Origin of the sequence: Variovorax sp. PBS-H4 (assembly GCF_901827205.1) — a bacterium.
Taxonomy (GTDB): domain Bacteria; phylum Pseudomonadota; class Gammaproteobacteria; order Burkholderiales; family Burkholderiaceae_C; genus Variovorax.
Genome location: NZ_LR594675.1, coordinates 2,130,464 through 2,154,119, shown reverse-complemented (window position 1 = coordinate 2,154,119; position 23,656 = coordinate 2,130,464). Strand labels below are relative to the sequence as shown.

The 23,656-nt window shown below is 65.6% G+C and carries 19 protein-coding genes; 9 read left to right on the top strand and 10 right to left on the bottom strand.

The features are described from left to right. Position 1: 1 nt before the first annotated feature. The 3 genes from hyi (at position 2) to E5CHR_RS10335 (ending at position 4,505) form a co-directional block, all read left to right on the top strand. Entirely contained in the window at positions 2-781 is a 780-nt protein-coding gene (gene hyi, locus E5CHR_RS10345) for a hydroxypyruvate isomerase (protein ID WP_162579598.1), read from the top strand. A gap of 30 nt (positions 782-811) precedes the next feature. Beyond that, positions 812-1,744: a 2-hydroxy-3-oxopropionate reductase gene (locus E5CHR_RS10340; protein WP_162579597.1), complete on the top strand. Its 933-nt coding sequence runs from the start codon at positions 812-814 to the stop codon at positions 1,742-1,744. A 142-nt stretch (positions 1,745-1,886) separates the two neighbouring features. After that, a complete protein-coding gene (locus E5CHR_RS10335; protein WP_162579596.1) occupies positions 1,887-4,505 on the top strand; it encodes a hypothetical protein in 2,619 nt (872 codons plus the stop codon). Between the two features lie 71 nt (positions 4,506-4,576). On the opposite strand, the gene E5CHR_RS10330 is transcribed toward E5CHR_RS10335, so the two are convergent. Next, entirely contained in the window at positions 4,577-5,221 is a 645-nt protein-coding gene (locus E5CHR_RS10330) for a hypothetical protein (protein ID WP_162579595.1), read from the bottom strand. A 158-nt stretch (positions 5,222-5,379) separates the two neighbouring features. On the opposite strand from E5CHR_RS10330, the gene E5CHR_RS10325 reads away from it, so the two are divergent. Further along, positions 5,380-5,871: a thermonuclease family protein gene (locus tag E5CHR_RS10325; RefSeq protein WP_162579594.1), complete on the top strand. Its 492-nt coding sequence runs from the start codon at positions 5,380-5,382 to the stop codon at positions 5,869-5,871. A 21-nt stretch (positions 5,872-5,892) separates the two neighbouring features. Here E5CHR_RS10325 and E5CHR_RS10320 read toward each other — a convergent pair whose 3' ends face one another. Further along, positions 5,893-7,209, bottom strand: coding sequence for a hemolysin family protein (locus E5CHR_RS10320; protein ID WP_162579593.1), 1,317 nt, complete (start codon positions 7,207-7,209; stop codon positions 5,893-5,895). A 24-nt stretch (positions 7,210-7,233) separates the two neighbouring features. Here E5CHR_RS10320 and E5CHR_RS10315 point away from each other — a divergent pair, with 24 nt between their 5' ends. After that, entirely contained in the window at positions 7,234-8,076 is an 843-nt protein-coding gene (locus E5CHR_RS10315; RefSeq protein ID WP_162579592.1) for a symmetrical bis(5'-nucleosyl)-tetraphosphatase, read from the top strand. 31 nt (positions 8,077-8,107) lie between these two features. On the opposite strand, the gene E5CHR_RS10310 is transcribed toward E5CHR_RS10315, so the two are convergent. From E5CHR_RS10310 to guaD, 4 genes are all read right to left on the bottom strand, one after another. Continuing rightward, positions 8,108-9,574: a DEAD/DEAH box helicase gene (locus E5CHR_RS10310; RefSeq protein ID WP_162579591.1), complete on the bottom strand. Its 1,467-nt coding sequence runs from the start codon at positions 9,572-9,574 to the stop codon at positions 8,108-8,110. A gap of 100 nt (positions 9,575-9,674) precedes the next feature. Further along, positions 9,675-10,553: a KPN_02809 family neutral zinc metallopeptidase gene (gene ypfJ / locus E5CHR_RS10305; RefSeq protein WP_162579590.1), complete on the bottom strand. Its 879-nt coding sequence runs from the start codon at positions 10,551-10,553 to the stop codon at positions 9,675-9,677. A 154-nt stretch (positions 10,554-10,707) separates the two neighbouring features. Then, positions 10,708-11,274, bottom strand: a complete 567-nt coding sequence (gene dcd, locus E5CHR_RS10300) for a dCTP deaminase (RefSeq protein WP_162579589.1) — start codon at positions 11,272-11,274, stop codon at positions 10,708-10,710. Between the two features lie 73 nt (positions 11,275-11,347). Then, positions 11,348-12,637: a guanine deaminase gene (gene guaD / locus E5CHR_RS10295; RefSeq protein ID WP_162579588.1), complete on the bottom strand. Its 1,290-nt coding sequence runs from the start codon at positions 12,635-12,637 to the stop codon at positions 11,348-11,350. A 174-nt stretch (positions 12,638-12,811) separates the two neighbouring features. On the opposite strand from guaD, the gene E5CHR_RS10290 reads away from it, so the two are divergent. Continuing rightward, positions 12,812-13,966, top strand: a complete 1,155-nt coding sequence (locus tag E5CHR_RS10290; RefSeq protein ID WP_162579587.1) for a glycosyltransferase family 4 protein — start codon at positions 12,812-12,814, stop codon at positions 13,964-13,966. Then, positions 13,963-14,625 (top strand): acyltransferase, encoded by a 663-nt coding sequence (locus tag E5CHR_RS10285; protein ID WP_162579586.1) that lies wholly within the window; start codon positions 13,963-13,965, stop codon positions 14,623-14,625. The genes E5CHR_RS10290 and E5CHR_RS10285 overlap by 4 nt, the downstream gene beginning before the upstream one ends. Before the next feature lie 15 nt (positions 14,626-14,640). On the opposite strand, the gene E5CHR_RS10280 is transcribed toward E5CHR_RS10285, so the two are convergent. Beyond that, entirely contained in the window at positions 14,641-15,729 is a 1,089-nt protein-coding gene (locus E5CHR_RS10280; RefSeq protein WP_162579585.1) for a BMP family ABC transporter substrate-binding protein, read from the bottom strand. Between the two features lie 233 nt (positions 15,730-15,962). On the opposite strand from E5CHR_RS10280, the gene E5CHR_RS10275 reads away from it, so the two are divergent. Next, the gene (locus E5CHR_RS10275) at positions 15,963-16,706 is read left to right on the top strand and encodes an EAL domain-containing protein (protein WP_232062021.1); all 744 of its coding nucleotides are present in this window, start codon (positions 15,963-15,965) and stop codon (positions 16,704-16,706) included. 38 nt (positions 16,707-16,744) lie between these two features. Here the strand turns inward: E5CHR_RS10275 and E5CHR_RS10270 are convergent, their stop codons facing one another. Both E5CHR_RS10270 and E5CHR_RS10265 read right to left on the bottom strand, forming a co-directional pair. After that, positions 16,745-18,628 carry a GspE/PulE family protein gene (locus tag E5CHR_RS10270; protein ID WP_162579584.1) on the bottom strand — a complete coding sequence of 628 codons (1,884 nt, stop codon included), beginning with the start codon at positions 18,626-18,628 and terminating at the stop codon, positions 16,745-16,747. Positions 18,629-18,738: 110 nt separating this feature from the next. Then, positions 18,739-21,828, bottom strand: a complete 3,090-nt coding sequence (locus tag E5CHR_RS10265) for a sensor domain-containing diguanylate cyclase (RefSeq protein ID WP_162579583.1) — start codon at positions 21,826-21,828, stop codon at positions 18,739-18,741. Between the two features lie 222 nt (positions 21,829-22,050). Here E5CHR_RS10265 and E5CHR_RS10260 point away from each other — a divergent pair, with 222 nt between their 5' ends. Next, positions 22,051-22,482 carry a hypothetical protein gene (locus tag E5CHR_RS10260; RefSeq protein ID WP_162579582.1) on the top strand — a complete coding sequence of 144 codons (432 nt, stop codon included), beginning with the start codon at positions 22,051-22,053 and terminating at the stop codon, positions 22,480-22,482. Between the two features lie 61 nt (positions 22,483-22,543). Here the strand turns inward: E5CHR_RS10260 and E5CHR_RS10255 are convergent, their stop codons facing one another. Then, positions 22,544-23,602, bottom strand: coding sequence for an adenosine deaminase (locus E5CHR_RS10255; protein ID WP_197893846.1), 1,059 nt, complete (start codon positions 23,600-23,602; stop codon positions 22,544-22,546). Positions 23,603-23,656 lie beyond the last annotated feature (54 nt).

The following is a 23,656-nucleotide window of genomic DNA, read 5'->3' as shown; positions in this document are numbered from 1 at the left end:
GATGCCGCGTTTCGCCGCCAACCTGACGATGCTCTTCACCGAGCTGCCTTTCATGCAGCGCTTCGAGGCCGCTGCCAAGGCCGGCTTCAAGGCCGTCGAGTACTTGTTCCCCTACCCCTTCGACAAGAAGGAGCTCACCTCCGCGCTGCGCGCCAACGGCTTGCAGCAGGTGCTGCACAACCTGCCCGCCGGCAATTGGGAAGGCGGCGAGCGAGGCATTGCCTGTCACCCCGACCGCGTGGGCGAGTTCCGCGAAGGCGTGGGCATGGCCATCGACTACGCGACCGCGCTGGGCTGCCCCAAGCTCAACTGCCTCCTGGGCAAACTGCCCGCCGGGGTGAGCGCCGAAGCGGCACGCCAGGTCGCGGTGGACAACCTGCGCTTCGCCGCCCGCGAGCTGCAGAGTGCCGGGATCATGCTGCTGATCGAGCCGGTCAATCACTTCGACATTCCCGGGTTCTTTCTCACGCGCACCGATCAGGCGCTGTCGATCATCGACGAGGTGGGTTCGGGCAACCTCCTGCTGCAGTACGACATCTACCACGCGCAGCGCATGGAAGGCGAACTGGCGGCCACGATCACGAAGAACATGGCGCGCATCGGCCATATCCAGCTGGCGGACAACCCGGGCCGCGGCGAGCCGGGCACGGGGGAGATCAACTACCCGTGGCTCTTCAGGCACATCGACGGCGCCGGCTACACCGGCTGGATCGGCTGCGAATACAAACCGAAGAGCGACACCTTCGACGGCCTCGGATGGCGCACCGCCCTCACCCAATAACGACACCCAGACCAGACAAGGAATTCACGCATGTCCGCTACGGCATCACGGAAGATCGGTTTCATCGGCCTCGGCATCATGGGCGCGCCCATGGCGGGGCACCTGCTCGACGCCGGCCACACGCTCTTCGTCAACACGCATGGGGCGGTGCCCGAGGCCATCGCGGCGCGCTCGACCGTGTGCACTTCGGCTGCCGACGTGACGAGGCAGGCCGACGTCGTCTTCATCATGGTCCCCGACACGCCCGACGTGGAGAAGGTGCTGTTCGGCGAGAACGGCGTCGCCTCCGCGCTGAAGGGATCGGAGGACGGCGCTGCAGGCCGCCGCCTGGGCAAGACGGTGGTGGACTGCAGCTCGATCGACCCGATCGCGACCAAGGGCTTCGCCAAGCGCATCGAGGCACTGGGCTGCGGCTACATCGACGCGCCGGTCTCGGGCGGCGAAGTGGGCGCCAAGGCGGCCAGCCTCACGATCATGTGCGGCGGCGACGAGGGCGTTTTCGCCGACGTGCGCCCTCTGCTCGAGAAGATGGGCAAGAACGTCACGCTGGTCGGCGCCGCGGGCGACGGCCAGGTGTGCAAGGTGGCCAATCAGATCATCGTGGCGCTCAACATCGCCGCGGTCGGGGAGGCATTGGTCTTCGCCAGCAAGGCTGGCGCCGATCCGGCCAAGGTGAGGCAGGCGTTGATGGGCGGCTTCGCTTCTTCGCGCATCCTCGAGGTGCACGGGGAGCGAATGATCAAGCGGACTTTCGCGCCGGGCTTCCGGATCTCGCTGCACCAGAAGGATCTGAACCTCGCCATGCAGAGCGCGCGCACGCTGGGCGTCGCGCTGCCGCAAACCGCTGGCGCGGCGCAACTGATGAACGCCTGCGCGGCACTGGGCCACGGGCAGGACGATCATTCGGCCTTGGTGCTCGCGCTGGAGGCCCTGGCGCAGCATCCGGTAACGGGCGAGCACTGAGCGGAGGGACGAGGGAGTACGAAGCGCAAACATGTATCTACGAAGGATCGCGAATAGATTGCGAGAAAGCGCGACATTTTTTGACCGGGTTGTGGGCGGCTGCTACAAATGGCGCCCCCCACCTCCAAAGGAAGTTCGCCAAATGCATTCAAGCAGCATCAACTCTCGCAGCCAACGATCTTCCTCAAATAGCTATATAACGAATACACCCGAGAATACCCCGCCCAACGCAGAAGTAAAGATAAAAATAGAGCAACCGCAGGAGCACGACCTTCGCTTGAAGGTCCCCGCACTCAATATCAGCGTGGTTCGGCAGCAATTCGCTCAGGAGTTCACCCAGCACCCACCCCGTCTGATCAGGCAAAACGGACTGAAAGCCATTCGTGCTACTTACGAACGTGCGTTCACCCGTGCCATCAAAAGCGTGAGGAGAGAGATGGGCGAGGGCGAAATCCAGATTTCGAACCGGCTCATCCGATACGCAGAAGCCCAGGTCCAGGGCGGCAATGACAACGATTACGAGCTGTCGCGTGACATCGATTGTCTAATCGGCTTGATGCAAGCGGCTGCCGCGGAGCATCCAGGAAACAACCCCGATGCCGAGCAGCAGCGACGACTCGCGCTGATCGATCTTTTCAGCAAGGTCCTTCGCAACGAATTCAGCAGCGACGCGGCCCGGTGGGGCGCCAACATCTTTATTGTGGGGCTGCGTACCGGGCTCATCGTGGCGCTATGCACATTCATGCGCGACGCGATCGACTTTGAGGTGCACAGAGCTCTCGCGCTTCATGGGCAAGACTCCTCGCTATATGCCGCGGGCATGTTGGCAATCGCCATTGCACCCACGCTGAATCTGATGGGCGGTGTGCTTTCGGGGCTTCTCGGGACCGCCAACGCTGCCAGTGCCACCACGCGCGTGATATTGGGTCTGGCGAACCTGGGGCTGATACTGGCCTGCTATCAGATGGGTGCGCTGGACGAGCTTGGCGAGGCGTTACCATCGTTCGTCTGCTATGGCGCAGCTCGCGACGTATTGAATTTTTTCTTTCCGCTCGGTGACAACCTCACATCGCTTCCGACGCGCGGCATCTTCGCGTCGGGATCCATCTATGCCTTTCTTCAATGGCTTGGCGGAATGACAATGGGCATTGCAGCGCCTCTCTCTGGCGCTCACGGCTTCCCCCGCGCAGTCGGCAACGAAACCGTGTCCTGGGAGCGTATCGTCAACGCCAAACTCAATATTTCGGATTCTGCAATCCACGGCCTGCTTAATGGCTTCGTATTGGAGGTCGGGGACGACCTGGTCATGCCGGCAATCGTGCGGAAACTGGAACAAAATGAATATCGTTCGAAATCGGAACTCAACGTCGAAGACGAGATCGCTCACAAAGAATACATCACAGAGCTGATCGACTTTGCCAAACAACTGCTGCAGCAACCCGCCGAAATTCGGCAAAAACTAATCGACGAAAAAAATATCGAACTTTACAAAAGAGAATGGAGGCGAATGACGAATCTGCCCAAAGATCTGCTTGATCCTGCACACAAGCAATATTTGGTAGATATCGAGAATCAGCTTCGCCCCCACTTCCTGAAAGAACTGTGGGATCGTACGCCAGCCGAATTCACCGCTACGGAGATGAAATATTTATGGGAGCTTGAAAACGAGCTTGGCGTCTATAAAAAAACAAGAGAGTTGGAGCGAATGGAAGCCAATTCCAAGAATTTCAACGCAGCGCAATTGCAGGCCTTGAAAGATCTGCAAGAAGAGGTCGCCGACGAACGCCGCGAGCTTCTGAATCTGCAGCTGAGGAAAAAAAGCAATCTTGATTATGCACCAGAGGATCGCCTGCGGCACCTCAGATACGAATTTGACAATCAAGACCACTTGGATCTCGCAATACTGCCGATGTCCCTCCTGGGCGCCAAATCTGATTCGAAAATACCGAGTTTTTCGACTTACGATGCCGATATCAGAAGAGTATGCAGGAAACACTATCACCTTAAGAAGAAAGACATTCTCCCAATCGTGGAAGAGCTGTATGTGCATGAGTTCGTCAGAGTCCATCTCCCGTTCTCGACGCTCACACCCGTCGAACGTGAAGTCCGGGCTTCCATACTCAAGAAGACGCCGGCAATTCTTCCCGTTAAACTTTTGTCGACCTTGGAAGCCGAAGTCGAAGAGAAAAGACGCAAGGACGCCGAGGGGCTGCGCATCCGCCTAGGCGTTGTCGACATAGACTCCGCAGCTGCGCTAATTAACCGCGCCGGGCGGACAGTGCTCCTTACCAATGCAGCACGACAGAGTGTGTTCGCGAGCCTTTTGGCCGCAATAGTCGTGCTGGCCGAAATGCTCGAGGACAGAGATCAGGACAGGCACTGGGCCCTGGATCTGTTCCCCGCGGCCCTCATCTTCGTGCTCTACGCATGCCTGTACCTGATGCACATGGAAGGCGCGTCACCAGGGCGGCCGGTCGACCGGCCGGGAGCTCAGGGCGGTCTCCCCCCCATTCGAGAAGACGAGCCCGAGGTCGTGGAAGAAGTCATAACACCGAGAGACAATGGGCCGCATACATTCGGCGAGAACGGCGACGACCGAAAGTTCAGCGTGGCGGAATCCGACGCTGAAATCTCATCTGATCCCCAAGATATCGCCCTCGATCGAATACTCCCCAGCCCTCACATAAATCTCATGATGGAGCCGGAGCCTGACGATGAGAGCGCTCCCGAGCCAACTCATGTCCGTCCCGACTCGAAATAGATCGCGCCCAGCGCTTGCCGACACCAGCCCCACACGACATTGACGGGCGAGGCACTTGCCGGGCGGGCCGCCTACCCCGCCCGGCAGTTCCCGAACTCGCAGCGCACAGCCATCGTCTGCCCGTTGATGCACGGGATGCTGTGGCGCTCGTAACCCGGGCCTTTCTCGACCAGCACGGCCATCGGCAGCACGCTGCAGCGACGGGCCTTGGCGAACTGTTCAGCGCTGTAGGTGTCGCGGCCGGTGCTGCGCAGCGCGGACTGTGCAGTGCGCTGGCCCGGCGGCACCCAGGTCACGCGCACGCTGGGATCGGTGTTGACGTAGCCCTTCTGCGCCAGGCAGTTGAGCATGGCCGTTTCCTGCTTGGCATGCCAGGCGCGGCGTTCGGGGGTGTAGACGGCCTGCTGGAAGGCATAGAGGCCGCCGACCACCGCAACGCCGCTCAAGGTCGGGATGCCGGCCATCCAACCGGCGCCGACCACGCCGGTGTCCAGCACTGCGAGTGCACCGTCATGCTGGCTGGCGCGGAACGGAATGGTCGCCGCGGAGGCACGGCACCGGGCCAGATCCTGTTCATAGGCTGCGGGTGCGTCGGTGCGCGCCTGCACGGCGGGGACGTAGTTCGCGCCGGAGCCCGAACCAGGACCCTCATTGGGGCGGGTCGCACAGCCAGCCATCAGGGCGGCGATGCAGAAGATGCTCAGCAGTCTTGTCATGGATGTCCTCGACGGTCCTCTACTCCGCCGCCGATTGAATCACACAAATAGTTACTTTTCCAAGCTACTTTTGGCGTGGCCGGGCGCTTGTGCCACAGGCCACGGCTCGAGCACCGGGCCGCCGGACCGGAACACTTAGCATCAAGCGCTTTGGCCTCATGCTTTCCGCCGCCCTCTTCTGCCTGGTCGTTGCCATCAGCGACGGCGACACCCTCAAGGTCCGATGTGGCGAGCCCGGCGACTTTCGCCAGCTCACCATTCGGCTGCATGCCGTCGATGCGCCCGAGCTGAACCAGCCCTTTGGCCGCCGCGCCAAGCAAGCGCTGTCGCAGGTCGCCTACCGAAAGATCGCACGGCTGTACTGCGAACATGACGAAGACCGCTACCAGCGCCGCGTGTGCCGCGTGCAGGTTGCACCCGATGACTGCACCGAAGCCCGCTGCGCGACGACGCGGGACGTCGGCCTCGCCATGCTCAGCGCAGGCCTGGCCTGGTGGGCACGTGCCTATGCCAACGAACAAGGCCCCATCGAGCGCGGCCGGTACGGGTTGGCCGAGTTCGAGGCCAAGGCGAAGGGTGCCGGGCTGTGGGCCGATCGCCGCCCCGTGCCGCCGTGGCGGTGGCGGGCCGAGCACCCACGCCCTCGCTGAACAGGTGGCAGCCCTCCCGGCTCAGGCCGTCTCGTTCTGGGCGGCCGCCGCGATCGAACGGGCCACTACCCGGTCGATGCGTTTCCCGTCGAGCGCCACGATCTGGAAGCGCCAGCCCTCGCAATCGATTTCCTCGTCAACCTCCGGCAGGTGGCCGGCCACGAAGATCAGCAGCCCGGCCACCGTGTTGTAGCGGCCACGATCCTCGTCGGGCAGTTCGCGGATGCCCAGGCGCGCACGCAGCTCGGCCACGGGCATCAACCCGTCGAGCTCCCAGACGCCATCCGGCCGCTTGTGGGCCCAGGCGTCCCCTTGGGTGGCGGTCTGCAGCTCGCCGGTAATGGCTTCGAGCAGGTCGCCCGGCGTCATCAATCCCTGCACCACGCCGTACTCGTCGACCACGAACACCAGTCGAGCCGCGCGCGCGCGGAACTGCTCGAGCAGCTCCATGCCGGTCAGGGTCTCGGGCACGAAGACCGCCGGCTGCGCCTCGTCCTCGATGACGCCGGCATGTGCCAGGCCCGCCGCCAGCAACCGGGCCACACTGATGGTCCCCACGACGTCGTCCAGCGACCCGCGACACACCGGGTACCAGGAATGGATCTCGTCGTGTGTGGCGTCCAGCGACACCTTGCGCAGGGCTTCCTCGACACTCGCGGAAGCCTCCAGCCAGTCGATATCGGCGCGCGGCACCATCAGCGAGCTGAGGCGGCGGTCGTCCAGGTGGAACACGTTGCGCACCATCTGGTGCTCGTGCATCTCGATGACGCCGGCGTCGACGCCCTCCTCCAGGCTTGCCGAAATTTCTTCCTCCGTCACCAGGCGACCCGCGTTCAGGTCGATGCGCAGCAGCTTGAGTATGGCGGCCGTGGCCCCCGAAAGCAGCAGCACGAACGGTTTGGCGGCCGCGGCCAGCATGTGCATCGGCCGTGCGACGTGCCGTGCCACCGGCTCGGGATAGAGCTGCCCGATGCGCTTGGGCACCAGCTCGCCGAAGATGATGGTGAAGAAGGTGATGCAGCTCACCACCACAGCGGTGGACACGAAGCTCGCCGCGCCAGGGCCCATCCCCGCGCCCTCCATCCAGATCGCAAGCGGCCCGGCGAAGGCGGCCTCGCCGACGATGCCGCTCAGCATGCCGATCGAGGTGATGCCGATCTGCACGGTGGAGAGGAACTGCGTCGGCGATTCCATCAGGGCCAGCGCGGCCGCCGCCCCTGGATCACCCGTTTCGGCCAGCGCGGCCAAGCGCGCCCGGCGGCTGGTGGACAGGGCCATTTCGGACATTGCGAACAACGCGTTGAGCGTGGTCAGCAAGGCCAGCAGAAAAACATCCATGGAGGCGGGGGAGAATGGGAACCCATGGCACTTTACTTGATCGGCGACGTGCAGGGCTGCGACGAACCCCTGGCGCGCCTGCTCGACCACATCGCTTTCTCTCCTAGCCGCGATCAGCTGGTGCTGCTGGGCGACCTGGTCAACCGCGGCCCCGACTCGCTGGCCGTGCTGCGGCGCATGCAGCGCCTGGGAGGCGCCGCGCAGAGCCTGCTGGGCAACCACGACCTGCACCTGCTGGGCGTGGCCCAGGGCGCGCGCAAGCACGGCCGTAAGGACACGTTGGACGAAGTGCTGGCCGCGCCCGACCGCGACAGCCTTCTGGACTGGCTGCGTCGGCAGCCGATGGCACTGCATCGCGAACTGGCCGATGGCGAGCTGCTGATGGTGCATGCGGGCGTGCTGCCGCAATGGACGCTCGCGGACACGCTGGCGCTGGCGGCGGAGCTGGAGTCGGCGCTGCGCGGCCCCGCCTGGACCGAGTTCCTGCAGACGATGTACGGCAACGAGCCGGCGCAGTGGAGCGACGCGCTCGGCGGCAGCGCGCGCCTGCGCGTCATCGTCAATGCCCTTACGCGGCTGCGCTTCTGCAGCGCCGAAGGCGTGATGGAGTTCGACACCAAGGACGGATCAGCCGCCGCGCCGGCCGGCTTCATGCCCTGGTTCGACGTACCCGGGCGGCGCACCGCGAAGCTCACGGTGGCCTTTGGCCACTGGTCCACGCTGGGCTGGCTGTCGCGGCCCGACCTGCTGTCGACCGACACCGGCTGTGTCTGGGGCGGTTGCCTGAGCGCCGTGCGCATTGGCGCGGCCACTTCGGACCGGGAGCTGATCCAGGTGCGCTGCGCGCAAGCGCAGCAGCCCGGCTGAGCGCGCGACCGCCGCCGGCGCGTCGCAGGTCCTAGTTCGGCTGCGGCGCCGAGGCCTTGAACAGCGCCGGGACCTTGCGCTTGCTCTTGATGTTGCTCGAGAGGCCACGCGCGGGCGCGGCCTTGGCGGCCGCTTCCCAGGAGGGCGCAGCCTCGCGTTCCGGACTCTCGTAGGGCTTTTCGAAAAATGGGTCGCGCGGCGCCGCGGGCGCGCGGTGAGGCCGTGCGGCGCGCCCGAAGCGGGCTTCGCCGTTGCGCTCGCGCGGCTGGTCGAGCACGTCGCGTGCATCGCCGGCCTCGCCTTCGTCGCGCCAGTGGCGCCGGCCATCGTTGATGCGTCCGCGTGGACGGTCTTCTTCGAATTCCACGGGCTCCAGCTCGATCTTTTTCTTGATCAGCTTCTCGATGTCGGCAACGAGCCGCACATCGTTGCCGCCGCTGGCGAAGCTCACTGCCAGGCCCGAGGCGCCGGCCCGGCCGGTGCGGCCGATGCGGTGAACGTAGTCCTCAGCGTTGAAAGGAATGTCGAAGTTGAACACCGCGGGCACGTCCTTGATGTCGAGTCCGCGGGCCGCCACGTCGGTGGCCACCAGCAGGTCGACCTCGCCGGCCTTGAAGGCGGCCAGCGACTTCAAGCGCTCGTCCTGGCTCTTGTCGCCGTGCAGCGCAGTGGTGTTGAGCCCTTCGCGCTCCAGCGAGCGCGCGAGCCGCGCACAGCCCAGCTTGCTGTTGACGAAAACGAAGGCCTGCTTGAGCCCGCGCTGCCGGAGGATCTGCTTCAAGGCGCGGCGCTTGTCGTCGTCGCTGACGCTGTAGAAATGCTGTTCGACGGTGGAGGCCGTCTCGTTCGGGCGGGCCACCTCGATGGTGACCGGGTTCTGCAGGTAGCTGCCGGCCAGGCGCCTGATCTCGGGCGAGAAGGTGGCCGAGAACAGCAGGGTGGTCCGCTGCTTGGGCAGGTAGGAGAGGATGCGCTGCAGGTCGGGGAGGAAGCCGATATCCAGCATGCGATCGGCCTCGTCGAGCACGACGTACTCGACCTGATTGAGCACCGCGTTCTTGGCCTCGATATGGTCCAGCAGCCGGCCTGGCGTAGCCACCAGGACCTCGACACCCCTCTTCAGCTCCAGTGTTTGCGGCTTCATGTCGATGCCGCCGAAGACCACCGTGCTTCGCAGGTTGGTGTACTTGGCGTAGAGCTTGACCTGCTGCGCGACCTGGTCGGCCAGCTCGCGCGTGGGCAGCAGCACCAGTGCACGCACCGGATGGCGGGCCGGCGAGGTCGAGCTGTTCTCGTGCTTGAGCATTCGCTGGAGCAGTGGCAGCGAAAAGGCCGCTGTCTTGCCGGTGCCGGTCTGCGCGGCGCCCATCACGTCCTGACCTGCGAGCACCACCGGAATGGCTTGCTCCTGGATCGGCGTCATGCTCTCGTAGCCCATTTCGGCCACGGCGCGCGCCAACGGTTCGGCCAGGGAAAGATTGGAGAAGGAACTGGTCATGAAGCCCGCTATTGTCGCACTGCGGCAAAAAACGGGGATGACAGTGCGGGGACCGGCCCGATGGCTCTGTTTCCGGTCCCCGTCAGCGCGCGGGCTCCGCTCAAAGGCTCCGCGCGGCGAAGGTGTCGCAATCCTGGATCTTGCCGGTCTTGTACCCGGCGCCGAACCACCGCTGGCGCTGGGCGCTGGAGCCATGGGTAAAGCTGTCGGGAACCACGGCCCGGCCGGCCGAGCGCTGGAGGGCGTCGTCGCCGATCTTGGCGGCGGCGTTCATGGCGGCCTCGATATCACCCGGGTCCAGCCAGCGCTTGGACTCCTGGGAATGGTGCGCCCAGACACCCGCGAAGCAGTCGGCCTGCAGTTCGACCCGCACGCTCATCGCGTTGTTCTGCGCCTGGCTCAGGCGACCACGCATCTGGTCGACCTTGCCGGTGACGCCGAGTTCGTCCTGCACGTGGTGGCCCACCTCGTGCGCAATGACGTAGGCGCGGGCGAATTCGCCGGGCGCGCCCAACTGGCGTGAGAGGGTGTCGTAGAAGCTCAGGTCGATGTACACCTTCTTGTCGCCCGGGCAGTAGAAGGGGCCCATGGCTGCCTGCCCGGCGCCACAGGCCGTGGACGTGGCGCCACGGAAGAGCACCAGGCGGGTGGGCGTGTAGCTGCTCCCGTTCTGCCGGAAGACATCGCTCCACACCACCTCGGTATTGCGCAGGACGGTAGAAACAAAGGCTGCTTCGCGGTCCTCGGCCGGCGGCTTCTGGGCAGGGCCCTGCTGCTGGACCTGTGCCGGGGGCTCGCCCCCGCTCATCATCCCCAGCAGGGTGAGCGGGTTGATGCCGAAGATCCACCCCGCAATCACGGCGACCGCAACGGTGCCCAACCCGACGCTGCGCCCGCCGATGGGCAGGCCACCGAAGCCGCCGCCACCGCTGCGCCGGTCCTCGACATTGTCCGATTGTTCGTTGCCTTCCCATCTCATGACGTATCTCCTTGCCGCCCGCGACGGCTGATGCCTCGCCGATGGTACGCGCTCGATCCGGGAGCACATCCATGGCCGACGATCCTCGCGCAGGCGGGATGAGGCCGCAGGGCCGGCAAGGCCCGAGCGCGTGCAGGACAGCGCCGCGAGTGGCTCAGGCCTTGGGCAGCGTCACCCCCCGCTGCCCCTGGTACTTGCCGCCGCGGTCCTTGTAGCTGGTTTCGCAGACCTCGTCGCTCTCGAAGAAGAGCACCTGGGCACAACCCTCGCCGGCATAGATCTTGGCCGGCAGCGGGGTGGTGTTGCTGAACTCGAGCGTCACAAACCCTTCCCATTCGGGTTCGAAGGGCGTGACATTGACGATGATTCCGCAGCGCGCGTAGGTGCTCTTGCCCAGGCAGATGGTCAGCACGTTGCGCGGGATACGGAAGTATTCCACCGTGCGCGCCAGGGCGAAGCTGTTGGGCGGGATGATGCAGGAATCGCCGTGGAAGTCGACGAAGCTCTTCTCATCGAAGTTCTTCGGGTCGACCACCGTGCTGTGGATGTTGGTGAAGACCTTGAACTCGGGCGCGCAGCGGATGTCGTAGCCGTAGCTCGAAGTGCCGTAGCTGATGATGCGGTGGCCGTCCTGCTCGCGGATCTGGCCCGGCTCAAAGGGGTCGATCATGCCGTTCTTCTCGGCCATGCGCCGGATCCACTTGTCGCTTTTGATGCTCATGTCGGGTTCTTTCCTGGGCCGCCATTCTAGGCAGCGGATGGCCCGGACAGCGGCTTGAGCCCCCGGCCGGCGGTCAGGCGCTCAAGGCCTGCGACACCACCGTCCGCTCCACCAGCCGATCGTCCCCCAGCACGATCATCGCGAACAGCAATTCCTCCAGGCTCTCCGCCCGCGCCGTCTTGCGCGCAAGCATCGGCGTGGCCTTGGGGTCGAGCACCAGAAAGTCCGCCTCGCAGCCCGGCTGCAGGTTGCCGATGACACCCTCCAGCCCAAGCGCCCGGGCCGCGCCGCCGGTGTGGCGCCACCACAGCTGCGAGGGCGCAATGCTGACGCCCGGCTTGGTCTGGCCTTCGCGGCCCACGTAGTAAGCGGCCAGCATGGTGGAGAAAGGGCTGAAGCTGGTGCCGCCGCCCACGTCGCTGGCCAGGCCGTAAGCGCAGCCGATGCGGTCAGCCCCCTCGAAGTCGAAGAAGCCGCTGCCGAGGAACAGGTTGCTGGTCGGGCTTACGGCCGCGGCGGTGCCGGTCTCGCGCATCAACCGCCGGTCGTCGTCGTCGAAATGGATGCAGTGGGCATAGACCGCGCGCTCGCGCATCAGGCCGAAGCCCTGGTAGACGTCGAGGTAGGAACGGGCCCCGGGAAAGAGCTCGCGCGCCCACCTGACCTCGTCCTTGTTCTCGGCCACGTGCGAGTGGATCCAGGTGTCCGGGTACTTGGCGGCCAAGTCGCCCGCGCCGCGCAATTGAGCGTTGCTGCTGGTGGGAGCGAAGCGCGGGGTGATCGCGTACCCCAGCCGGTCCACGCCGTGCCAGCGGCGAATCAACGCTTCGGTGTCGCTCAGGCTCTGTTCAGTTTGGTCGCGTACACCGTCTGGCGAATGCCGGTCCTGCAGCACCTTGCCAGTGATCATCCGCAGCGATCGTTGCTGCGCCGCCTCGAAGAAGGCTTGCACCGAAGCCGGATGCGACGTCGCAAAGGTCAGAGAGGTCGTCACGCCGTTGCGCAGCAGCTCGTCGAAGAAGACGTCGGCAACCTCGGCCGCATGGGCCGGCTCGGCGAAGCGGCTCTCGGCCGGAAAGGTGTAGTTCTCGAGCCAGGGCAGCAGCCCCTCGGAAGGTGCGCCGATGATGTCGGTCTGCGGAAAGTGGATATGCATGTCCACGAAGCCCGGCGCAATGATGCGGCCCGGCCAATGCGTGACCGCCGCATCCGGATGGCGGGCGGAGACGCTTGCGAAGGCACCGGCATCCAGCACCCGCTGGCGGCCAGCGGCGTCGGGACCGACGAGCAGCAAGCCGTCCTCGTCGAAAACGGGCTGGCCGGCGGCGTCGAAACGCAAAAGGGAGGCACGGTAGGCTTGCATGGGCTGGAGGGTAAGGCAGCGAGGCCCGGTACGGAATGTGCGAGCGCATATGGACGCTATATGACAGCCGGCGCGGCCTGGGCCTGCCTCCAGGGTGTGCCGGCCGCTAGACCATAATTCTTGCTTCACTCCAACAGGAACAGAGATGACTTCACGCGACGCAGACCGCCGCGCATGTCCAACATGAAAGTGCTCCTCATCGGGAACTACGTCCCCGACGGCCAGACCAGCATGCTGGCATTCAAAAGAATTCTGGAACGCGAACTGCCCCGCAACGGCTGCGAGCTGCGCGTGCTGACGCCGCCGAGGCGCGTGCTGCGGGTGCCCACGACGTCGCGGCTGTGGAAGTGGCTGGGCTACGTGGACAAGTTCATCCTCTTCCTCCCCTCGCTGGCCCGCCACCTTCGCTGGGCCGATGTCGTGCACGTAGCGGACCATTCCAACGGCATGTACATCCCGTGGGTGAAGTCCAAGCCCAACATCATCACCTGCCACGACGTCATCGCGGTACAGGCCGCGAAGGGCATGGTCGACGGCTGGAACGTAGGGTGGACGGGCCGGCTGTTCCAGCGCCTCATCGTCAAGGGGCTGCGTGCGGCCGACCTGGTGGCCTGCGTCTCGCAGCTGACGCGGCGCGAGCTGCTGGCGCTGGGACTGGCCGAGGAGCCGCGGGTCACCGTGGTGCTCAACGGGCTCAACGACGACTTCCGGCCGGTGCCGCCCGAGGAGGCACAGCGGCTGATCCAGCGCTTCGGCATGTCGACGGCCGACAAGTTCCTGATCCACGTCGGCTGGGATCTGGCGCGCAAGAACCGCCGCAAGGTGGTCGAGACCTTCATCGCGCTGCACGAGCGCGCAGCGGCGAGCGGCCGGCCCGCGCCTGTGGAGCAGTTGCTGTTCGTCGGCCCGGAGCTGGTGCCCGAGGTGGCCGAGCTCGCCCGAAAGCACGCGGTGGCCAATCGGATCAAGACGGTCCAGGGCGTTTCCCACGAGGAGCTGCGCGCGCTCTATGCCAGCGCCACCGCCCTGCTCTTCCCCTCGCTGCAGGAAGGCTTCGGCTGGCCGGTCATCGAGGCTCAGGCCTGCGGCTGCCCCGTCTTCACCTCCGACCTGGCACCGATGAACGAGATCGGTGGCGAAGGCGCGGTCTACGTGGACCCCGACGATGCCGATGCCATGGCCGCCGCCATCGAGAACGCAGCGCCGCGCTTCGCCGAGATGCGCCGCCTGGGCATCGAAAACGCCACGCACTACTCGGCGCAACGCATGGCTTCGAGCTATGTGGACACCTATCGCCGCGTGCTCGCCGAACGGAAGGCCGTCCGGTGAGGAGGCTGCTGGGTCTCCTGGTGGTGTTCCTGCCCTGGGTGCTGAAACGCGCGGTGCTGCGCCGCTTCTGGGGGTACGAGATCGCAGAGGGCGCGCGCATCGGGCTCTCCTATGTCTTCCCGGGCCATTTGGTGATGGGTGAAGGGGCGTACATCGGCCACTTCAACGTGGCCGTCCACCTGGGCCGGCTCGAGTGCGGCGCGCATTCGGTCATCGACCGCTCGAACTGGATCACCGGCCACCCGCCGGCAGGCGCCCATTTCCGGCATCGGACAGACCGCGATCCGACGTTCTCGCTGGGCGAGCATGCGGCCGTGACCAAACAGCACATCATCGACTGCACCGATCGCGTCGAGATCGGCGCCTTCACCACCCTCGCGGGCTACCACTCGCAGCTGATCACACACGGCATCAACGCACAGGAGAACCGGCAGGACTGCAAGCCTATCCGGATCGGCGCCTACTGCCTGGTGGGCACGCGCGTGACGGTCCTGGGCGGCGCCGCCCTGCCCGACCGTTCGATGCTGGGCGCGGGCTCGGTGCTCAACAAGGCGCACAGCGAGGCGTACACGGTCTACGCCGGCGCGCCGGCCATGCAGGTGAAGAAGCTCGATCCCGAGGCTGCGTACTTCCACCGCGAGCGCGGCTTCGTGCACTGAGACGGTCCGCCGCAGTCAGCGAGCGACACGCCCCTCCACCCCCTCGACCAGCCAGTTCATCATGAGGATCTGGTCGTCGCGCAGGCCGGTCCCCTTGGCGATGGCAACCTTCCCCTCGTTGTCGCGCACGTCCTGGCCCGCGCGGAAGACCTGCAGCTTGCCGCTCGCGATGTCCTGCTGCCGCGCCAGCACCTCTTCCTGCACGGCCTTGGGCACCTTCGGGCCGAAGTTGCCGACGCGCACCATTCCTTCCTTGACGCCCCCCCACGTATTGACCGGCTTCCAGCTGCCGTCGAGCACCGCCTTCGCGCGCTGGATGTAGTAGCCGCCCCACTCGTGGATGACGGCGACGATCTGAGCATCCGGCGCGACCTTGCGCATGTCGGAGTGGTACGCCACGGCCATCTTGCCGCGCTCCTGGGCCGCGGCCATCACGGCGGTCGAACCGGTGTGGAAGGCGATCACATCCACGTCCTGGTTGAACAGCGTCATCGCGGCGTCGCGCTCCCTCGGGGGATCGAACCAGGCGTCCAGCCACACGACCTTGACGCGCGCTTTCGGATCGACCGAGCGCATGCCGAGGGTGAAGGCATTGATGCCCTGCAGCACCTCGGGAATCGGAAAGCCCGCGACGTACCCGGCCACGTGGGTCTTGCTCATGCGCCCTGCCGTGACGCCGGCCAGGTAGCGGCCCTGGTAGTAGCGCGCGTTGGCCGTCGCGACGTTGGGGGCAGGCTTGTAGCCGGTGATGGACTCGAACTTCACGTCCGGGAAGTCGCGCGCCACCTTGAGCGTGGGCTCCATGTAGCCGAAGCTGGGAGTGAAGATCAGCCTGTGGCCCTGCTGCGCGAGATCGCGGATCACACGCTCGGCATCGGCGCCCTCCGCAACGTTCTCGACGTAGGTGGTCTTCACCTTGTCGCCCAACGCCGCCTCGACGGCCTTGCGGCCTTCATCGTGCTGCCGCACCCAGCCGGCATCGGTGATGGGAGCGACGTAGACGAATCCGATCTTGAGCGGATCCGCCGCAGCGACGGATTGCGAAAAAGAAGGCGAAATGAAAAAACAGGCGGCCGCGAGCGCGGCGGCGAGGTTTTTGTACATGGTGTTCCTCTACATGGCCCCGGATAAAAAAACGGCGCTGCGGGGCGGCAGCGCCGGAACCTGCATTTTAGGCGGCGCGAGGAGGCGTGACTTCGTCCGCTGCGAGGGGCGGTTTGTGGCGCCAAAGCCGCGCGGCGGCGCCCCGGGCGCGCGCACAATGCAGATATGCAGGAATTTGCAACATGTCCGTCCGGCGGGACCCCCTCAACCATCGCCAGCGAGAATTACTTGCAGTGACTGCCCCGATCAGAGCCGACGCCGCCGCCCCGGGCAATGAGCCGAATTTCACGATGGCCTTCCAGCCCATCGTGGACCTGGCGCTGCGGGAAGTCTTTGCACATGAGGCCCTGGTGCGCGGCGTTGCCGGCGAAGGCGCTTCCGAGGTGCTCGCCCGAGTGAGCCCGCAAGACCGCTTCGCGTTCCACGAAGCCTGCCGCGTGAGGGCGATCGAGCTGGCAGCCGCGCTGGGCATGCAGTCCAGGCTCAGCCTCAACGTCATGCCCAACGATGTCGCCGGTCAGGAGGCCTGCTTCCGCACCGCCATGGCAACGGCGGGGCGCTGCAACTTTCCCGTCCAGCAGCTGATGTTCGAGATCACCGAAGGCGAGCGCGTCGAGGACCTGCCCGGCCTTGCCGCCACCTTCCGCATCTTCAAGCGCTACGGGTTCACCTCCGCGATCGACGATTTTGGCGCGGCCTACGCGGGCTTCGAGCTGCTCGCGGCCTTCCAGCCCGATGTCGTGAAGATCGACATGAGCCTGGTCCGCGCTATCCACATGGACCCGGTCCGCATCGCGATCGTGAAAGGCTTCGTGGCGACCTGCGACGATCTCCAGATCCGGGTCATCGCGGAAGGCGTCGAGGTCAAGGAAGAAGTCCGTACCCTGCGCGCGCTGGGTGTGGACCTCTTCCAGGGGTTCCTGTTCGCCAGGCCTGCCATCGCCGCGCTGCCGGCCGTGGCGTGGGATGCCGCCTGAGGGCGCGCCAACCGCTTTGAACGGAGCCCGCCGCCGGCTCAAACGTTGCTGGTAGCGCGCACTTCGTCGATCGTGGTCTGGCCGGACAGCACCTTGGCGATGCCGTCCTGACGCAGGGTGCGCATGCCCTCGCGCAGCGCCGCCTGTTGCAGCTCTTCCGCCCGGGCGCCGGCCTGGACCAGGCGCCGCAGCCCCTTGGACATGGTCATCAGTTCGTGGATGCCGACGCGGCCGCGGAACCCGGTGTCCTTGCAGTGCTTGCACCCGGCGCTCGAGAAGCTCATGAGTCGCCCGTCGCGGGCGTGGCGGCGCTCCCAGGAAGCGACCACCCCTTCGCGATCGGACTGGGAGGCCTTCACCGCGTAGGCATTCAGGTAGTCGGACACCAGCTCGTCGATCTCCTCCGGCGTCAGCGGCCGGCTGGTGATGCATTCGGTGCACAGGCGGCGCACCAGCCGCTGCGCCAGCACGGCCAACAGCGAGTCCGCGAAATTGAAGGGGTCCATGCCCATGTCGAGCAGGCGCGTCACCGTCTCGGGCGCGCTGTTGGTGTGCAGCGTCGACAGCACGAGGTGCCCCGTCAGCGAGGCCTCGATCGCCGTCTTCGCAGTCTCCTCATCGCGAATTTCCCCGACCATGATCACGTCGGGATCGGCGCGCACGAAGGCCCGCAGCGCCTTGGCGAAAGTCCAGTCGATGCGGGGGTTGATCTGCACCTGCCGCAGCCCCAGCTGGGTGATCTCGATCGGGTCTTCCGCGGTCCAGATCTTGCGCTCGGGCGTGTTGATGTGCATGAGGGCGGAGTGCAGGGTCGTCGTCTTGCCCGAGCCGGTCGGCCCGACGCACAGCACCATGCCGTAAGGGCGTTCGATCGCCTCGGTCAAGCGCGCCAGGTTGCGCCCGGACAACCCCAGCGCATCCAGCGCGATCGGCTTGGCCGACGCCAGGATGCGCATCACCACGTCTTCGAGCCCGCTGGTGGTGGGAATGGTGGCGACGCGCAGCTCGATACGGTGCTGGGGCGAGAACTTGGCGAAGTTGATCTTGCCGTCCTGCGGCTTGCGCTTCTCGCTGATGTCCAGGTCGCACATGATCTTCACGCGCGCGACGATTGCGCTGCGATAGCTCGGGGGCAGCTCCAGGTAGGTGTAGAGCCGGCCGTCGCGACGAAAGCGGATGCGCGTCTTCTCGCGCCCAGGGTAGCTCTCGATGTGGATGTCCGAAACCCCCTCGCGGTGTGCCTCCAGGATCATGCTGTTGAGCATGCGCACCAGCGAATTGTCCGACTGCTCGATAGGCGCGTCCTCGTCCGTCGGCGGGCGGACCTCCTTTTCGAGGGTCTCCAGCAGCTCGCTGGTGCCGGCGAGGTCGAAGTCGAGGCTCATCGGGTCGGCTGCGCTCGAGCGCGCTTCGGCCGGGGCGCCGATCTTCTCGTAGGCCTTGTGCAGGACGGCGTCCAGGTCGCGGCACTGGCCGATCACCGGCACCACCTTCATCTGCGCGATGAACTCCACCTCGTCGACGGCAGCGTGCCGGCTCGCAGGGTCGTCGAGCGCAAGAACGAGGCGGCCTTCGTGAATCATCAGCGGCATGACCTGCAGGCGCCGCGCCACGCCATGGTTGATCTTGCGCAGAGCCTCGGCCGCGGCGGGGAAGAGCTGCAGGTCGACCAGCGGGTAGCCCATCTTGCGCACCAGCGCAATCTGGAGCTGCGAGCGGCTGACCACGCCCATGCGCACCAGCGTCTCGCCCAGCGGTACGTTGCGGTCGAGCTGCTGCTGCGCAAGCGCGGCCTCCAGCTGCTTCTCGGTCACCATCCCGAGCGAGACCAGGGCCTGGCCGATGCGCATGATCGGCATGCGGCTCTGGGCCTCGAGCTCCTTCAACAACTGATCGGGCGTGGCAACTTCCGCAGACGACATGGCTTGGACCTCTTGTTCGATTTTGCAATGGGGATCTGGGCTTCCCCCTGGCACGATTTCAGCACAGCTGCGCACGGCACACGAGTGTCTCCTTCGCCTGCGTCCAGAAACTAGTCTGCAGTGAGCACAAAAGTATTGCGCCCCGCCGCCTTGGCGCGATAGAGCGCAGCGTCCGCGCGGGCCAGCAGTTCCGCTGTCGTGATGGCGCCATCGGCAGGCAGATGGAAGGCGACGCCGATGCTGGTCGTGACGTCCAGGCTTCGGCCATCGACCTGGAAGCCCGTCGCGCCGATGCCGTTGATGACTTTCCTGGCCACCATCGAGGCAGCCTCGGGCCTCTCCAGGTTTTCGAGCACGATCACGAATTCGTCGCCGGCCAGCCGCGCCACGGTGTCGGTGACTCTGACGTTGTCCTTCAGGCGCCGGGCGAATTCGGCCAGCACGTCGTCGCCCGCCGCATGGCCCAGCGTGTCGTTGATGGACTTGAAATGGTCGATGTCGAGGAACATCAGGGCGAGCGCGCTTTGAGCGCGAATGGCGCGCGCGATTGCCGCCGGCAGCAGCTCATTGAAGGCCAGGCGGTTCGGCAAGCCGGTCAGCGTGTCGACCCGCGCCAATTCGATCAGCTTGCGCTCGACCGCCTTCAGGTCGGTGATGTCCAGGCTGAGCGAGAAGATGCCGTGGGTCGCTCCGTCGGGTCCGACGTCGGGCACATAGATGACGTGGGTGACGCGATCGAACTCCCCTCGCTTGGTGCCTGCCTCGAACTCGACGCGCTCCCCCGCCAATGCCCGCTCGATCGTGGGCCTGCGCGATTCGTAAAGCTCAGGCCCCGCGACGTCGCGGATATGGCGCCCTATCAGTTCGGCAGGATCGAGCCCCAGCCATTCGCGGTAGGTGCCGTTCGCGAAGGTAATCTTCTGCTCACGGTCGATGTAGGTGATCAGTGCCGGCAGGTTGTCGGTGATGGTGCGCAGCCGCATCTCGCTCTCGGCCCGGAGCATTTCTGCCTCCTTCAATGCAGTGATGTTGAAGGTCATGGCATAGAAGCCCAGTACCCTTCCCTGAAGGTCCTTGTCCGGAACCAGGTTTACCTGGAAGTACCCGATGCTGTCGTGCAGCGGCGCCTCGACCGGAAAGCGTGCCGCCTCCCCTGCCAGCACGACAGGTATAAAGGGCAGGTGCTGCGCGTACAGCGCCTCGCCCACCGCGGAGCGCAAGGTCACGCCGTCCAGCGGTCCGTTGCCTAGGCCCGCCATCTGCCGCGCCCGACTGTTGCCGTAGAGGCAGTTCTCATCGCGATCGAAATACCCGACCAAGGCAGGAATGCTGTCGGTCACGTCGCGCAACCGCTTCTCCTGCTCGCTCAGGGCCTTGCGGACGTTGACCTCGTCGGTGATATCGAAGGTCATGGCGAAAACGCCCTGCACCATGCCCACGTCGTCCTGGTCCGGGATGTAGTGGGCCTTGTACGTCCGGCCGCCAATCCCCAGCGCCGCATCGCCGGCCTTCTCGACGATCACCGTCTCCCCGGCGAGCGCACGCCGATAGAAGGGTTCGACGCTCGCGAAACCCGACGGACCGCGCGCCTGCGCAATCGACAGGCCCACCAGCGCATCGGACCTGTGCAGCGCCTTGACCTTTGCATTGACGAACGTATAGCGCAGCGAGGCGTCGACGTGCGAGACCATCGCGGGGATGTTGTCGGCGATGGTGCGGATCCGCCCCTCGCTGTGCGCGAGGCTCAGCTCGATCCGCTTGCGCTCCGTCACGTCGGAGGTCATCGCGTAGTAGCCGCGGACCGCGCCTGTCTCATCCCTGTCGGGAATGAGATCGGTCTGAAAGAAGCGGGGCTCCTCGCCCTTCCGGATCGAGCCCCGGCGTTCGAAGGTCACGGGCTCACCGGCGAGGACCCGCTGAATGTAGCGCTCCGGGATCACGCTGTAGTCGGCACCGCGCGCGTCCCGCACAGGATGGCCAAGGAGGTCCGCGGCGCTGCGGCCCAGCTTCTCGCAGAGGCGCGCGTTCACGAAGGTATAGCGGCCTTCTGCATCCGAATGCGACACCATGACGGGCAGGTTGTCCGTGATGTCTCGCAGGAACTTCTCGCTGGCGCGGCGCTGCTGCATCAGTTCGTCGAACGTCCGCCCGAGGTCGCCGATCTCGTCGGGCCCATAGGTCCGAGGCGCCATGGTCTCCTCAGGCGCAGTCTGCGCATCCAGCATGCGCCGGTGCAGCTGCGAAAGCGGCTGCAGCTGTCCCCGCACCACGGCCAGGGCGGCCGCACCCGCCAGCATGGCCAGCACGATCGCTGCGCCCCAGGCGACGCGCTCGATGGCATCGATGTGCGCGAAGGCCTCCTCTTGCGGATACACCGCGCCCAGTATCCAGTCGGTCTGGCGAATGCGCTTGAAGGCGTACAGGACATGCGCCCCGTCCAGGTCCTTCCCTTCGGCCGTGCCCTCGAATCCCGAAATCGCACGTTGGAAATCGGCGTTTCCGGCACCGTCGGAGCCGGCTCGATTCAGCACCAGCTCCGGGCGCGGATGATCGATCACGATGCCGTCCTTGGAGAGGATGAACAGGTGGCCCGTTTTGCCGAATCTGACGTCGGCCAGATCCCCGAGGATGTTGCGCTCCTTCAGGTTGATGGAGCCCGCGATCACCAGGCGAACCTGCCCGGCATCGTTTCGCACCGGTTGCGTGATGGCGACCTGTTCCAGGCCATTGATCCGGTTGCGGTAGGGTGCCGAGATCACGCCAGTGCCCGCGGAGAGGGTATCTGCGAAATACGGCCGGTCCTTGACATTCGCGCGTCCGATGACTTGCGCTCCGTTGAGGTTTGCCACGATCTCGCCATCGAGATCGATGATCGCGACGTTGTCGAAGGCCTCGCGCAACGACTGGTGGTGCTCCAGCAGGTGCTGCAGCGGCGCGCCGTTCGGGCCATCGTGCGACTGCACGCTTTCGGCGAACGCCTTCAGCAAGGTCCGTCGGCTGACGAACTTCTGGTCGACCGCATCGGCGATGGCCGTCACCTGCGCCAACTCCTCGTTGGCAATCGATGCCTGCATGCTGGCCTTGACGAGGTGCAAGGCAACGGTCGCGATCGCGAAGGTCGCGGCCAGCACCACGGCCGCCACGCCGGCGCTCAGGCGCGTGTTCAAGCTGATGCGGAGGTTGCTGAGACCTGATTTCATCGACATGGTGGACCGGGCAGCATAAGCCACACCAGACCCCCGGCCACGGAAGCCCTGCCGCTGCGGCTCACTCGCCCCGCGGGCGAAAGATCGATGTGGTGTCGAAAGGCCTGCCAGCGCGTGGCGCCGACGCCACCCTCATCGATGCGAATCCGCAACTCCCTGGGTGCTGCGGCACTAGTTCACGCAAGTCCCATGCAAGCGCCGCCATGCGGCATTACCATGACGATGACGAACCCTTCAGCGTTCGTGAAGCGGCAGGTCCTCATGAAAGCGCGTGTTGAATTGGGAGCACTTCTATCGGCGTCGGTCATCGGTATCTCCCTGCCGGTGGACGCCCAGACGACACGGCAGCCCGGGGCGCTTCATGCCGCCGAGCAGCAGGAAGCCGACTACCGGGTGATCGCAGCTCGCTGCGGCACACCGGCCTTCGAAAAAGGCTTCTTCAAGGACTCCCGGGCGGCGGTTGCGGCCGGACTGGTCAACAAGAACCGGATGCCGGCCGACGTCGAGAAAACGGTCGAGGCGCTACGGCGCAGCCCCTTCGTGCTGGTGGCGTCCAACGCCGACTGCCCGAGTCAACTGGCGCAGCTGAAGGAACTGCAGAAGGCCCGCAAGGAGGCGATCCGCACCGGGCGGCCACGCAGGCCGTAACCGGAGCTCTTTAAGTCGGTTCCATCGGGTAAACGCCGATGCGTGCGGGGCTGGCAGGCGCTCACGCCTTGCCGAACTGCGCAAAGCTCTCGTTCAGCCGGTCCATCCAGCCCGCCTTGGTCTGCGCGTCGACGAAGCTGCCTTCGAAGCTGTTCGCCGCCAGCTGCCACGCATGCTGCGCCGTCAACCCCGTCGCCGCGAAGGTCTGGACGAAGTTCTCGTTCATGTAGCCCCCGAAGTAGGCGGGGTCGTCCGAGTTGACCGTTGCGACCAGGCCGGCTTCCAGGAGCTGGCCGAGGTTGTGGCGTGCGAGGTCCGGAAAGACGCAAAGCTTGAGGTTGGACAGCGGGCACACGGTCAGCGGGATGCGCTCCTGCGCCAGCCGCTTCATCAGCGCCGCGTCCTTGGTGCTCTGGACGCCGTGGTCGACCCGCTCCACCTTGAGCACGTCGAGCGCGCTCCACACATAGGCCGGCGGCCCCTCTTCTCCCGCATGCGCGACGAGGTGGAAGCCCAGTGCGCGGCAGCGCGCGAACACCCGCGCGAACTTCTCCGGCGGGTGGCCGACCTCGCTGGAATCCAGCCCGATACCGATGAGCTTGTCACGAAACGGCAGCGCCTGCTCCAGCGTGGCGAAGGCTTCCTCCTCGCTCAGGTGTCGCAGGAAGCACAGGATCAGCGCGGCGCTCACGCCCAGCCTGGCCTTCGCATCGACGCAGGCCCGATGCAGGCCGTCGATCACCGTCTGCATGGCGACGCCGCGCGCCGTGTGGGTCTGCGGGTCGAAGAACATCTCGGTATGGACCACGTTGTCGGCGGCGGCGCGCTCCAGGTAGGCCCAGGCCATGTCGTAGAAGTCCTGCTCCTTCAGCAGGACGCTGGCGCCGGCATAGTAGATGTCGAGGAAGCTCTGAAGGTTGGTAAAGGCGTAGGCGCGGCGCAGCTCTTCGACGCTGGCGTACGGAAGCGCCACGCCGTTGCGCTGCGCCAGCGCGAAGATCAGCTCGGGCTCCAGCGAGCCCTCGATGTGCATGTGCAGCTCGGCCTTGGGCATGGCGCGCAGCAGCGCAGGCAGCCGATCGGCGGGAATGTCGTAGGCGTAGGGTCGGGCGTCAGTCATGGGGCGGTCGCGGGTTGTGGTCCCGCACAGCATATGCGCAACCGGCCCTGGCGG

Excerpts from the sequence above, each read along its gene's own strand:
- hyi (WP_162579598.1), top strand. The coding sequence starts at position 2 with ATGCCGCGTTTCGCCGCCAACCTGACGATGCTCTTCACCGAGCTGCCT.
- E5CHR_RS10340 (WP_162579597.1), top strand. The coding sequence starts at position 812 with ATGTCCGCTACGGCATCACGGAAGATCGGTTTCATCGGCCTCGGCATC.
- E5CHR_RS10335 (WP_162579596.1), top strand. The coding sequence starts at position 1,887 with ATGCATTCAAGCAGCATCAACTCTCGCAGCCAACGATCTTCCTCAAAT.
- E5CHR_RS10330 (WP_162579595.1), bottom strand. The coding sequence starts at position 5,221 with ATGACAAGACTGCTGAGCATCTTCTGCATCGCCGCCCTGATGGCTGGC.
- E5CHR_RS10325 (WP_162579594.1), top strand. The coding sequence starts at position 5,380 with ATGCTTTCCGCCGCCCTCTTCTGCCTGGTCGTTGCCATCAGCGACGGC.
- E5CHR_RS10320 (WP_162579593.1), bottom strand. The coding sequence starts at position 7,209 with ATGGATGTTTTTCTGCTGGCCTTGCTGACCACGCTCAACGCGTTGTTC.
- E5CHR_RS10315 (WP_162579592.1), top strand. The coding sequence starts at position 7,234 with ATGGCACTTTACTTGATCGGCGACGTGCAGGGCTGCGACGAACCCCTG.
- E5CHR_RS10310 (WP_162579591.1), bottom strand. The coding sequence starts at position 9,574 with ATGACCAGTTCCTTCTCCAATCTTTCCCTGGCCGAACCGTTGGCGCGC.
- ypfJ (WP_162579590.1), bottom strand. The coding sequence starts at position 10,553 with ATGAGATGGGAAGGCAACGAACAATCGGACAATGTCGAGGACCGGCGC.
- dcd (WP_162579589.1), bottom strand. The coding sequence starts at position 11,274 with ATGAGCATCAAAAGCGACAAGTGGATCCGGCGCATGGCCGAGAAGAAC.
- guaD (WP_162579588.1), bottom strand. The coding sequence starts at position 12,637 with ATGCAAGCCTACCGTGCCTCCCTTTTGCGTTTCGACGCCGCCGGCCAG.
- E5CHR_RS10290 (WP_162579587.1), top strand. The coding sequence starts at position 12,812 with ATGTCCAACATGAAAGTGCTCCTCATCGGGAACTACGTCCCCGACGGC.
- E5CHR_RS10280 (WP_162579585.1), bottom strand. The coding sequence starts at position 15,729 with ATGTACAAAAACCTCGCCGCCGCGCTCGCGGCCGCCTGTTTTTTCATT.
- E5CHR_RS10270 (WP_162579584.1), bottom strand. The coding sequence starts at position 18,628 with ATGTCGTCTGCGGAAGTTGCCACGCCCGATCAGTTGTTGAAGGAGCTC.
- E5CHR_RS10265 (WP_162579583.1), bottom strand. The coding sequence starts at position 21,828 with ATGAAATCAGGTCTCAGCAACCTCCGCATCAGCTTGAACACGCGCCTG.
- E5CHR_RS10260 (WP_162579582.1), top strand. The coding sequence starts at position 22,051 with ATGACGATGACGAACCCTTCAGCGTTCGTGAAGCGGCAGGTCCTCATG.
- E5CHR_RS10255 (WP_197893846.1), bottom strand. The coding sequence starts at position 23,602 with ATGACTGACGCCCGACCCTACGCCTACGACATTCCCGCCGATCGGCTG.